This window comes from Cupriavidus sp. HE11 (assembly GCF_056097175.1).
The window spans coordinates 172,263-184,712 of sequence record NZ_CP184464.1 but is presented as its reverse complement, the minus strand read 5'-3'; the positions used below and the strand labels follow the sequence as shown (position 1 = coordinate 184,712).

Here is a 12,450-nt window from a genome sequence, read left to right as displayed (position 1 = left end):
GATGGAACTGCAGAACGCACTGATCATCGCGGGTGTTGTATTGCTGTTGCTGCTGGTGGCCTATAACCGCTGGCAGATCCACAAGGCGCGCCGCGTGCGGCCGCTGATGCCCGAGGACGACCTGCCGCCGATGCGCGAGCCGGTGGTGGGCAAGACTACGCAACCCGAAACCCAGGCCAGGCTCAAGGAAACGCCGCCCGAACACGTGAGCCGGCGCGAGCCGACGCTGGGCGAGGCCGGCAAGGGCCTGAAGCCCGATGTCCACGCCGATGCCGCGAGCGACGTTGCCACGGCCACTGCCGCTGCGCATGCGGCCGCCAGTTCGGCCGATGCCGACGAGATCGTGGCCGATGAGGTTGCCGTGGCGGCCGCGCCGGCTGCCGGGCATGCCGAAGCGCGTGCCACCGCCGATGTCCATGCCGATGTGCTGGCCGACGCCGAGGTGGATGCCGATGACACGGTCGCCGAACCGGTCGCCAAGGCGGCCCCGGCGGCCCCGGTTGCCCCGGTTGCCCCGGTTGCCCCGGTGGCCGAACCGGTGCCGGACGGCCAGCCTGCCGCCGCCGTGATCGATCCGCTGATCGACTGCATCGTGCCGATGCATCTGGAGCGCAAGGCCTCCGGCGACCGCATCCTGCCGCTGACCGGCCGTCTGCGCCGCGCGGGCACGAAGCAGGTGCATATCGAAGGGCTGCGCGTCGAAGCCAATGCCTGGGAGCCGGTGACCGCCGGCCACCAGTACGAAGACCTGCAGGTGGCCGTGCAACTGGCGAATCGCAGCGGCCCGCTCAATGCGCTGGAGTTCTCCGAATTCGTCAATGCCGTGGAGGCACTGGCCGAGGCCCTGGATGCATCGGCCGACCTGCCCGACATGACGGAGACGGTTGCCAACGCGCGCGAACTGGACGGTTTCGCGGCTGGTGCCGATGTGCAGCTGGGTGTCAACGTGATTTCCGACGGCGCGCCGTGGTCGGCCGCCTATGTGCAGACCGTGGCGACGCAGGACGGCCTGGTGCTGTCGCGCGACGGCACGCGGTTTATCCGCTACGAACCGGGCGCCGATGGCGTGCAGAAGCCGCTGTTCACGCTGCAGTTCGGCGACACGAACTTCCTGCGCGATGACCTGACGCTGAACGCGGGCCGCCAGATCACGCTGCTGCTGGATGTGCCGCAGGGGGCGCAGACGATCAAGCCGTTCAAGACGGTCTGCGAGTACGGCTACAGCCTGGCGCAGCGCATGGGCGCCCAGCTGGTGGACGACAATATGCGTCCGCTGAGCGAAGCATCGTTCGTGGCGATCTTCAACCAGCTCGAAAAGCTCTACGAAAAGCTGGAAGCGCGTGGCATGCCGGCCGGATCGCCGGTGGCGCAGCGCCTGTTCAGCGTATAACGACGGAGCCCCCATGACCGCCAAGCATCCAGGCGCGCGGGCTCCGGCCCCCGCGCCCGCCGGCCCTTTGCCGGCCAGTGCATCTCCCGCCGAGCGCGTGCAGTGGCTGCGCGCCGAGCTGGAACGCCACAGCTACCAGTATTACGTGCTCGACGCGCCGACGATTCCCGATGCGGAATATGACGCGCTGTTCAGCGAACTCCAGGCGCTGGAAACCGAACATCCCGATCTGCTGACCGACGATTCGCCGACGCAACGCGTGGGCGGGGCGCCGCTGGCCGCCTTCGATTCGGTACGCCACCGCGTGCCGATGCTGTCGCTGAACAACGGCTTCGAAGACGAGGACGTGGTCAATTTCGACCGCCGCTGCGCGCAGGGGCTGGGCAAGGCCGCGGTCGCGGCACCCGCCGACGACCTGTTCAGCGCAGCCGAGGCGGCCGACAGCGCCGTCGAATACTCGTGCGAACTGAAGTTCGACGGTCTGGCCATGTCGCTGCGCTACGAAGACGGCAAGCTAGCGCAGGCCGCCACGCGCGGCGATGGTGAAACCGGCGAGGACGTGACCGTCAATGTGCGCACGATCAAGGCCATTCCGCTGAAGCTGCGCGGCGAGGCACCGGCCGTGCTGGAAGTGCGCGGCGAGGTGTTCATGTATCGCGCGGACTTCGACAAGCTCAACGCGCGCCAGGCCGAGGCCGGCGAGAAGACCTTCGTCAACCCGCGCAATGCCGCGGCCGGCAGCCTGCGCCAGCTTGATCCGCGGATCACGGCCAGGCGGCCGTTGTCGTTCTTTGCCTATGGCCTGGGCGAGTTGCAGGGTGCCGAGCGTCCGGCCACGCACAGCGTGATGCTGGACGGGTTTGCCGCACTGGGTCTGCCGGTCTGCGACGAGCGCCGCGTGGTCAAGGGCGCGCAGGGGCTGCTGTCGTTCTATCGCGATATCGGCGAGCGTCGCGACCAGTTGCCGTACGACATCGACGGCGTGGTCTACAAGGTCAACGCCATCCCCGAGCAGGAACAACTGGGCTTTGTCTCGCGCGCCCCCCGCTTTGCGCTGGCGCACAAGTTCCCGGCCCAGGAGATGACCACCACGGTGGAGGACATCGAGGTGCAGGTGGGCCGTACCGGCGCCATCACGCCTGTGGCGCGGCTGGCGCCGGTGTTCGTCGGCGGCGTGACCGTGACCAACGCCACACTGCACAACGAGGACGAGATCCGCCGCAAGGATGTGCATATTGGCGATACGGTGATTGTTCGCCGTGCGGGCGACGTGATCCCCGAGGTGGTGGCCGTGGTGCTGGAGCGCCGGCCCGCAGACGCCCGCGCCTTTGTCATGCCGACTGCCTGCCCGGTGTGCGGGTCGCATGTGGAGAAGCTCGAAGGCGAAGCCGTGGCCCGCTGCACGGGCGGCCTGATCTGCGCGGCGCAGCGCAAGCAGGCGCTGATCCATTTTGCGCAACGACGTGCGATGGATGTCGATGGCCTGGGCGACAAGATCGTCGAACAGCTAGTGGACATGGGCATCGTCCGCACGCCGGCCGATCTCTACAAGCTTGGCGTTGCCAAGCTGGCCGCGCTGGACCGCATGGCCGACAAGTCCGCCACGAACCTGGTGGCGGCGATCGACAAGTCGCGCGAGACCACGCTGAACCGGTTCATCTTTGCGCTGGGCATCCGCCATGTGGGTGAGGCCACGGCCAAGGACCTCGCCAAGCATTTCGGCAAGCTCGACAACCTGCTGGCGGCCGACGAGGCAGCATTGCTCGAAGTCAACGACGTGGGCCCGGTGGTGGCGCAATCGATTGCCAATTTCCTGGCCGAGGCGCACAACGTGGAGGTGATCGAGCAGTTGCGTGCCGCAGGCGTACACTGGGTTGAATCGGAACCGACGGCGCGGGCACCGCTGCCGCTGGTCGGCAAGACCATCGTGCTGACCGGCACGCTGCCGACGCTGTCGCGCGAGGACGCCAAGGAAAAGCTGGAAGCCGCAGGCGCCAAGGTGGCCGGCTCGGTGTCGAAGAAGACCGACTACGTGGTGGCCGGCGCCGAAGCTGGCAGCAAGCTGGAAAAGGCGCAGGCGCTTGGTGTGCCGGTGCTGGACGAGGACGGCATGCTCAGGCTGCTGGCCGACGCTGGCGCCGAGGCCACCGACAACGGAGAACCGCAATGATCCGCGACATTCTGAAGATGGGCGATGCCCGCCTGCTGCAGCAGGCGCGGCCGGTGATGGAATTCAACACGCCGGAACTGAGGCTGCTGGTCGACGACATGTTCGACACCATGGAGCACGCCAATGGCGCCGGCCTGGCCGCGCCGCAGATCGGCGTGGACCTGCAGGTGGTGATCTTCGGCTTCGATCGCAATCCGCGCTATCCCGATGCGCCGACGGTGCCTAAGACCGTGCTGATCAATCCGGTGCTGGAGCCACTGTCCGACGAGATGGAAGACGGCTGGGAAGGCTGCCTGTCGGTGCCGGGCCTGCGCGGCGTGGTGCCGCGCCACACCCGCCTGAAGTACTCGGGTTTCGACATGCTTGGCAACCCGATCGAGCGCGTGGCCGACGGCTTCCACGCGCGCGTGGTGCAGCACGAGTGCGATCACCTGATCGGCGTGCTGTATCCGATGCGGATCAAGGACTTCACGCGTTTCGGCTTCACGGAAATCCTGTTTCCCGAACTGCCAGCCAACTACGACGACTGAGCGGGTACCGGGCCGGGCCGGAACGGCCCTGACCCCTGAGCTGTAACCGGTGGCTGGTTATGCCGCGCCAGCCGCCAGCACCGGCTGGCCGTGGCGCGCATGATAGATCGCCGCCGCCACCACCAGCATCGTCATCAGGACCAACTCGGCCGCCAGGCTCGTCAGCGTGGCATCAAGGTAGTTGCCGCCGTGATGGATCCGCTGGGCGAACACCGTGCCCAGCAGTGCCGATCCCAGCCCCAGCGAAGCCTGCTGGACAGTGGCCAGCGCCGCGCTGCCCGCCCCGGCGTGATCGGGCGGAATATCGGCCAGTCCGATCCGGTAGAAGCAGCCCACCACCAGTGCATTGCCAATGCCGATCAGCATGGTCGGCGCTGCCAGCGTGACAAGATCGGGATGCGGCCAGACATGGCGCAGCGTCCAGGCCAGTGCCGCCATGCCTGCCATCTGGATCAGGCAGCCGACCAGCAGCACGCGCGTACGACCCCACAGCCCCACTACCCGCGGGCTCAGCAGCGATGCCACCGAGAACGCGACGCCCAGCGGAATGAACGCATTGCCGGCCATCGTCGGTGTCATGCCGCCGCCACCCTGCAGGGCCAGCGCCAGCACGAACATGAAGCCGCTCCAGCACGCGTAGAACAGGATTGCCACCACAAAGCCGAAGCGCACGCTTGGCAGCCGCACCAGCGAGGGCGGCAGCAGCGGATGCATGCCGCGCTGCTCCTGGCGCTTTTCAACCTGCCACAGCCACAGGGTCAGCGGGGCGGCGGCCGCCAGCGTCGCCAGCACGGGCCACGACCAGTGGAACATCGGACCCATCGCCACGGGCAGCAGGACGGAGAGGATCACCATCGCCAGCAGCGCCGTGCCGGGGATATCCACGCCTGCGGGGTTGTCGCGGCGCGTTTCCGGGATGACGCGCGGTGACAGCCACAGGATGACGGCGCACACCGGCAGATTGATCAGGAACGCATTGCGCCAGCCCAGGCCACCGATATCGGCATCCACCAGAAATCCACCCAGCACCTGCCCGATGATGAAGGCCACGCCGCCCACCGACGCGAAGAGCGCCAGCGCGCGGGAGTGCGCATGGCCGCGCAGCCCCACGTGGATGGTGGCAAGGATCTGCGGCACCAGCAGTGCGGCTGCCGCGCCTTGCAGTAGCCGGGCACCGAGCAGCACCAGCATCGATCCGGCCACGCCGCACAGCAGCGAGGCGATGCCGAACAGCAGCACACCGGCATTGAAGACACGGCGGCGGCCGAAGTTGTCGCCCAGCCGGCCGCCCATTGCCAGGCAGACGGCAAACGCCACGCCATAGACGGCCACCATCAACTCCAGTTCGGCTGGCGTGGCGCCCAGCGAGTGCTCGATGGGGTGCAGCGCCACGTTGACGATGGAGAAATCGATCTGCGGCAGCAACTGGCCGGCCAGCAGCACGTACAGGCCGGTGCGGCCCAGTGAGGGGGCGGAATTTGTGGTTGCAGTTGGGGAAGGAGATGCGGGGGCTTTCATGGAATGCTGACCTCGACAAGGCTTGAGGCTGGGAGTATGGTCATGCAATCAGACTGGTACAAGAGTCCAGTTAGACTGGTATAAACAGTGTCAGGCTACGCAGGAGTGATGCATCATGAACGCCCGTCAGGAACCGAGTGCGCTTTCGCGCCCGGGAACAAGTCTGGAGTCGGACACCGACCCGCTGGAAGCTGGCAGCCACGCCAGTACCGGCCGGGAGACCGAACTGGGCGCCTTTCTGCGCGCCCGCCGGGAAAACCTGGACCCGGCGCGCATCGGGTTGTCGCGCGTGGGCCGGCGCCGTACCCCGGGACTGCGGCGCGAGGAAGTAGCCGCCATGGCCGATATCGGCATTACCTGGTACACCAAGCTGGAGCAGGGCAGGCCGATCCGTGTCTCGCCGAAGGTGCTCAATGCGGTGGCGGCCGCGCTGCAGTGCTCGCCGACGGAGACCGAGCACCTGTTCACGCTGGCGGGCCTGCAGCGGCCGGCGGCCTTGGCTGGCACGTCGGTTTGCGAAACGGTGTCCGTGACCACCCAGCGCCTGCTTGACCAGCTCGACCCGATTCCGGCACTGGTACAGAACGCCCGCTTCGACATCGTGGCGCACAACGACGCATATTGCCGGCTGCTTGGCATGAATGTTCCGAGCCTGCCACCCGAAGACCGCAACTGCATCTACCTGGCGCTGACGCACCCGGGCTGGCGCAAGGCCGTGCCCGACTGGGAAGGCATGGTCTGCAACATGGTGGCGATGTATCGCGCGGCGATGGCCGAGCACGTCGACGATCCGCTGTGGGAGGCACAACTGGCGCGCTATATGGCCGTGTCCGAGAAATTCCAGCAACTCTGGCAGCGATACCAGGTGCGAGGCATCCAGAACCACGTCAAGCGCTTCACGAACCCGGAAACGGGAGAGTTTCAGCTGACCCAGACCAATTTCTGGACCGCGCCGCGCAATGGCGCGCGGCTGCTGGTATATGTGCCGGCCGACGAGCAGGCCGAGGCGGCGTTGCGAATGCTGCCGCCGGTGCAGATGTGATGCGGTTTTCCCCTCTCCCGCAAGGCGGGAGAGGGGCGCTGACATCAACTGGACAGCCGCCTCAGAACTTCTCGAACTGTCCCAGGAAGCGCCACTGGCCCGGGGGCAGGTCGCCCAGGGCGATGCGGCCCATGCGCACGCGCTTCAGGCCCACCACCTTCAGTCCCACCTGTTCGCACATCCGGCGAATCTGGCGCTTGCGGCCTTCACGCAGAACAAAGCGCAGTTGCTCCTCGTTCTGCCAGCTCACCTTGGCGGGCTTCAGCGCCACGCCATCCAGCGACAGGCCAAAGCGCAGACGCTCAAGCTGGTCTTCGGGGAAGACGGCGCTGATATTGCGGTCGACCACGCCTTGCGGCGATTCCCACTCCACGCGCACCAGGTATTCCTTTTCGACGGTCGAGTCGTCGCCGATCAGCGCGCGTGCGATGCGGCCGTCCTGCGTCAGCACCAGCAGGCCCGTGGAGTCGATATCGAGCCGGCCCGCCGGGGCCAGGTTCTTGCGCTGCCACGGCGCGAAGCGCTTGCGCGTGGGGTCTTCTTCCCACTGGTTTTCGGCCGTGAACAGCACGGCGGCGGGCTCGTAACCATCTTCGGCCTGCCCCGAGACATAGCCGACCGGCTTGTTCAGCAGCACCGTCACGCGCTCGCCTTGCTCCGAGCGCGCTTCCTGGCGGATTTCGATCTCGGCGTCGGGGCGGATACGGGTGCCCAGTTCGGTCACGGGCTCGCCGTCGACCAGCACCCAGCCGCGCGGGATCCATTCGTCGGCTTCGCGGCGCGAGCACAGGCCCAGTTCGGACATGCGCTTGGACAGACGGACCAGGCCGTCTTCGCGCGGCTCTGCCGGAGCCTGCGGGGCAGGGCGCTCGGCACGTTCAAAGCGTTCTCCACGTTCAAAGCGTTCTCCACGTTCGCTACGCTCGGCGCGCACCGGACGCGCGCGGTCGGACGTATCGCTGAAGCGGCGTGCCGGCGCATCGCCACGGCGCGGCGCGCCGTCATCGCGGCGCGGACGATCTACACGCTCGTCATCGCCAAAACGGCGCGGGCGGTCGGCACCCTGGCCTTCGAAACGACGCGGGCGGTCGCCGCCCTGGCCTTCGAAGCGACGGGGGCGATCCGAGCCTTCGCCTTCGAAGCGACGCGGGCGATCAGTACCTTGGCCTTCGAAACGACGAGGACGGTCGCCGCCCTGGCCTTCGAAGCGACGGGGGCGATCCAAGCCTTCGCCTTCGAAGCGACGCGGGCGATCAGTACCTTGGCCTTCGAAGCGGCGGGGACGGTCAGTGCCTTGGCCTTCGAAGCGACGGGGACGGTCGCCGCCCTGGCCTTCGAAGCGACGCGGACGATCCGAGCCTTCGCCTTCGAAGCGACGCGGGCGATCAGTGCCTTGGCCTTCGAAGCGACGCGGACGATCCGAGCCTTCGCCTTCGAAGCGGCGGGGACGGTCAGTACCCTGGCCTTCGAAGCGACGCGGACGATCCGAGCCTTCGCCTTCGAAGCGGCGGGGACGGTCAGTACCCTGGCCTTCGAAGCGACGCGGACGATCCGAGCCTTCGCCTTCGAAGCGACGCGGGCGATCAGTACCTTGGCCTTCGAAGCGGCGCGGACGATCCGAGCCTTCGCCTTCAAAACGGCGAGGGCGATCAGCACCTTGGCCTTCGAAACGACGCGGACGGTCGCCACCCTGGCCTTCGAAGCGACGCGGACGATCCGAGCCTTCGCCTTCAAAACGGCGAGGGCGATCAGCACCTTGGCCTTCGAAACGACGCGGACGGTCGCCGCCCTGGCCTTCGAAGCGTCGCGGGCGATCCGAGCCTTCGCCTTCAAAACGGCGAGGGCGATCAGTACCCTGGCCTTCGAAGCGACGCGGGCGATCCGAGCCTTCGCCCTCAAAGCGGCGCGGCCGGTCGGTGCCTTGACCCTCGAAGCGACGCGGACGCTCGCCACCTTCACCCTCGAAACGGCGCGGGCGTTCGCTGCGCTCGCCTTCAAAACGGCGGGGCCGGTCAGTGCCCTGGCCCTCGAAGCGGCGGGGACGTTCGGTGCGCTCGCCCTCGGCCGGTGCGGCCTTGCGTTTGTCCTTCTCGGCCGCGCGGTCCTTGGCCTGCTTGATGCCGGTGACGACGTCCTGCACGCGCTTGCGGTTCAGGTCCGACACGCGCACCGGGCGGCTCGCCTTGCGCGGTGCGCCCGTCGTGGAGGTCTTGATGCCCAGCGTCTTGCGACCGGGTTTGTTGCTGTCTGTCATATCTTTCCAAGCGCTCGCGCGCTGGCCATCGGAGGATCAGATGGCCAGCGCGTCGAGCAAATCCTGTTCCACTTGAATCTGCAATCGGTTGTCGGCGGCCAGCGGCGAGCCGTCGACCAGGAACACGTCTTCCACGCGTTCGCCGAGCGTGTTGATGCGTGCCGAATGGACGGACACGCGATATTTGGCCAGTACGCGGGCCAGCGCGTAAAGCAGCCCGGTGCGGTCGTTGGCCGACACCGACAGCAGGTAGTACTGGCCGCGTTCGTCGGGGCGCAAGTCCACGCGCGGCTTGATCGGGAAGCTGCGCGACTGGCGCGACAGCCGGCCCTGCGTGGGCTCGGGCAGCGGGCATTCCAGCCGTACGCGTTCGGTCAGTTCATGCTCCACCAGCGCGAGGATGTCGCGGTAGTCGCCGTCCAGGCCGGGATCGGTAATCTGGAAGGTGTCCAGCGCATAGCCGTCGCGCGTGGTCTCGATCTTGGCGTCCTGGATCGAGAACGCCTTGCGCTCGAAATAGCCGCAAATGCGCGCGAACAGGTCTGGCTGGTCCTTCACGTACACCACCACCTGCAGCCCTTCGCCGGCGGGCGACACGCGCGCCTTGACCACGGGGTCGACGCTGTTCACCTTGTTGAACAGGTGCCGTGTCACCCAGGCGATGTCGCGGGCATCGTGCCGCATGAAGAACGACATGTCGAGCCGGCTCCAGAGCGGCTTTGCCAGCTCGGGATCGAACGCCTTCAGACGCAGCTGCGCGATGGTGTCGTCGCGCTTCTGCGCCCATAGCGAATGCTGGTCGATATGGGCGCCGCCCAGCACGCGCAGCGTGATGCGGTACAGGTCTTCCAGCAGCTTGCCCTTCCAGGCGTTCCACACCTTGGGGCTGGTGCCGCGGATATCGGCCACGGTCAGCAGGTACAGCGCCGTCAGGTAACGCTCGTTGCCTACCACCTGGGCGAATGCCTTCACCACGTCGGGGTCGGTCAGGTCCTGCTTCTGCGCCACATGGCTCATCGTCAGGTGGTTTTCCACCAGCCACGCGATCAGGTCGGCGTCTTCACGCGAAATGCCATGCTGCTTGCAGAAGCGGCGCGCGTCGACGGTGCCGAGCTTCGAATGGTCGCCGCCGCGGCCCTTGGCGATGTCGTGGAACAGCGCCGCCACCCACAGCACCCACGGCCGGTCGAAGCCGGCCATCAGCTGGCTGCAGAACGGGAATTCGTGCGTGTGCTCGACGATGGCGAAGCGGCGCATGTTGCGCACCACCATCAGGATGTGCTGGTCCACGGTGTACACGTGGAACAGGTCGTGCTGCATCTGGCCCACGATGCGGCGGAAGTTGATCAGGTAGCGGCCCAGCACGCTGGTCTGGTTCATCAGCCGTAGCGCGTGCGTGATGCCCTGCGGCTCCTGCACGATGGCCAGGAACAGCCTGCGGTTGACGGGGTCGTTGCGCCAGCTGGCATCCATCACCGTGCGCGCGTTGTACAGCCCGCGCAGCGTGCGCGGCGACAGCCCCTTCACGCCCGGGGTGCGCTCGTACAGCAGGAATGTTTCCAGGATCGCGTGCGGGTTCCGCTCGTACAGGTCGTCGCTGGTGATCTCCAGCATGCCCTGACGCTCCACGAAGTGATCGTTGATCACGCGCGTGACCTTGGACTCGCTCGGGAACAGCATCGCCTCGATATTCAGCAGCAGCACGCTGTTCAGTTGCGTGACGGCCTTGGCCGCCCAGTAGTACCGGCGCATCAGCTGCTCGCTGGCGCGCTTGTTGTTCGTCTGGCGATAGCCGAACGACTCGGCCAGCGCGGTCTGCAGATCGAACACCAGCACGTCCTGGCGGCGGCCGGCCAGCAGGTGCAGGCGGGCGCGGATGGTGCGCAGCAGACGCTCGTTGCGGGCCAGTTCCTGCGATTCGCGCTCGGTCAGCAGCCCGCGCTCGAACAGTTCCTTCCAGCTGTCGCCCAGGCCCGCCGCCTTGGTCATCCACAGGATCACCTGCAGGTCGCGCAGGCCGCCGGGGCTTTCCTTGCAGTTCGGCTCCAGCGCGTATGGCGTGTCCTGGTACTTGGCATGGCGCTGGCGCAGTTCCAGCAGCTTGGCCTGGAAGAAGTCGGCCGCGTCCATGCCTGCCTGGTAGCGCGTCTGCAGCGACTGGAGCAGCGTCCTGCTGCCCGTCAGCAGGCGCGCTTCGAGCAGCGCCGTGCGGATGGTGATGTCGGCGGCCGATTCGCGGATACAGTCGTCCACGGTGCGCACCGACGAGCCGATCTCCAGCCCGAGGTCCCAGCACAGGCCGATAAAGCGTTCGAGCCTGGCGGCCGTGTCGCTGTCGGGCTCGCCAGGCAGCAGCAACAGCACATCGACATCGGAATGCGGGAACAGTTCGCCGCGGCCATACCCGCCAACGGCGACCAGCGCGGCGGACGCGGGCAGCTCCAGGCCGGTCCAGGCCTCGATCAGCGCGGCGTCGACGGCGCGGCGCAGCTTCGTTACCAGCGGCGTTACCTGGTTGTTGGCGTCGAATTCGGCAAACAGCGCCTGCTTGTCGGCCTTGAGCCTGTCGCGAATGCGCTGGCAGAGCAACAGTTCCGGCGTGGTGTCCATAGGCGGCGGGTCGAGGGTGGGCGTGGGCACGGCTGGAAGAAGAAAGGGCGCCTTGGTGGGCGCCCTGGCGTTCGGTGCGGGATCAGGCCGCCACGGTATCGGTGATGAACGCGGGCGGTACGGGCGAACCCGCCGACAGCGTCAGCACTTCGTAGCCGGTATCCGTCACCAGCACCGTGTGCTCCCACTGGGCCGACAGGCTGCGGTCGCGCGTCTTGACCGTCCAGTGGTCAGGCATCGTGCGGATATCGCGCTTGCCGGCGTTGATCATCGGCTCGACCGTGAAGATCATGCCCGACTTGATTTCCATCCCGGTATTCGGGCGGCCGTAGTGCAGGATCTGCGGGTCCGAGTGGAACACCTTGCCGATGCCGTGGCCGCAGTACTCGCGCACCACGGTGTAACCGGCGCCTTCGGCGTGGGTCTGGATGGCGTGGCCGATATCCCCCAGGCGTGCGCCATTGCGCACTTGCTGGATGCCCTTCCACATGCATTCGTAGGTAATCTGCGCCAGGCGCTTGGCCAGGATCGATGCCTCGCCCACCACGAACATGCGGCTGGTATCGCCGTAGTAGCCTTCCTTGGTGATGACGGTAATGTCCAGGTTGACCACGTCGCCGCCCTTGAGCACCCGGTCGCCGGGAATGCCGTGGCAGATCACGTCGTTGACCGATGTGCAGATCGCGCCGGGGAAGGGCGGATATCCCGGCGGCGCGTAGTTCAGGGGCGCCGGCACGGTGCCTTGCACGTCACGCATGTAGGCGTGGCAAAGGCGGTCGAGTTCACCGGTGGTGACGCCAGCCTTGACGAAGGGAGTGATGTAGTCGAGGACTTCGGAGGCAAGGCGGCAAGCCACGCGCATTTGGGCGATGTCTTCGGCGGTATTGATATGGATGCTCATGCTGCTTCGCCTGAAATGTGATGGCCCAGTCTCAG

Annotated in this window: 8 protein-coding genes and 1 pseudogene; 5 read left to right on the top strand and 4 right to left on the bottom strand. The window is 66.9% G+C overall.

Annotated elements, in window-relative coordinates; genetic code table 11:
- Position 1 precedes the first annotated feature (1 nt).
- From ACOABP_RS00860 to def, 3 genes are read left to right on the top strand one after another with little or no spacing between them, the layout of a single operon-like run.
- Entirely contained in the window at positions 2-1,390 is a 1,389-nt protein-coding gene (locus tag ACOABP_RS00860) for a cell division protein ZipA C-terminal FtsZ-binding domain-containing protein (RefSeq protein WP_474226567.1), read from the top strand.
- Positions 1,391-1,403: 13 nt separating this feature from the next.
- Complete coding sequence (gene ligA, locus ACOABP_RS00855; RefSeq protein ID WP_474226566.1) at positions 1,404-3,560, top strand: NAD-dependent DNA ligase LigA; 2,157 nt, start codon at positions 1,404-1,406, stop codon at positions 3,558-3,560.
- Positions 3,557-4,090 carry a peptide deformylase gene (gene def, locus ACOABP_RS00850; protein WP_066735182.1) on the top strand — a complete coding sequence of 178 codons (534 nt, stop codon included), beginning with the start codon at positions 3,557-3,559 and terminating at the stop codon, positions 4,088-4,090. Before ligA ends, def begins: the two co-directional genes overlap by 4 nt.
- A gap of 57 nt (positions 4,091-4,147) precedes the next feature.
- Here def and ACOABP_RS00845 read toward each other — a convergent pair whose 3' ends face one another.
- The gene (locus ACOABP_RS00845) at positions 4,148-5,608 is read right to left on the bottom strand and encodes an MFS transporter (RefSeq protein WP_474226565.1); all 1,461 of its coding nucleotides are present in this window, start codon (positions 5,606-5,608) and stop codon (positions 4,148-4,150) included.
- Between the two features lie 115 nt (positions 5,609-5,723).
- Between ACOABP_RS00845 and ACOABP_RS00840 the strand changes: the two genes are divergently transcribed.
- Complete coding sequence (locus ACOABP_RS00840; RefSeq protein ID WP_474226564.1) at positions 5,724-6,650, top strand: helix-turn-helix transcriptional regulator; 927 nt, start codon at positions 5,724-5,726, stop codon at positions 6,648-6,650.
- A 61-nt stretch (positions 6,651-6,711) separates the two neighbouring features.
- Here the strand turns inward: ACOABP_RS00840 and ACOABP_RS00835 are convergent, their stop codons facing one another.
- A complete protein-coding gene (locus ACOABP_RS00835; RefSeq protein ID WP_474227878.1) occupies positions 6,712-7,455 on the bottom strand; it encodes a pseudouridine synthase in 744 nt (247 codons plus the stop codon).
- Between the two features lie 357 nt (positions 7,456-7,812).
- On the opposite strand from ACOABP_RS00835, the pseudogene ACOABP_RS00830 reads away from it, so the two are divergent.
- Positions 7,813-8,232 (top strand): annotated as a pseudogene (locus ACOABP_RS00830) (hypothetical protein); the annotation flags it as partial.
- 708 nt (positions 8,233-8,940) lie between these two features.
- Here ACOABP_RS00830 and ACOABP_RS00825 read toward each other — a convergent pair.
- Together ACOABP_RS00825 and map are read right to left on the bottom strand one after the other, a co-directional pair.
- Positions 8,941-11,514 (bottom strand): [protein-PII] uridylyltransferase, encoded by a 2,574-nt coding sequence (locus ACOABP_RS00825; RefSeq protein ID WP_474226563.1) that lies wholly within the window; start codon positions 11,512-11,514, stop codon positions 8,941-8,943.
- 82 nt (positions 11,515-11,596) lie between these two features.
- Positions 11,597-12,415, bottom strand: coding sequence for a type I methionyl aminopeptidase (gene map / locus ACOABP_RS00820; protein WP_474226562.1), 819 nt, complete (start codon positions 12,413-12,415; stop codon positions 11,597-11,599).
- Positions 12,416-12,450 lie beyond the last annotated feature (35 nt).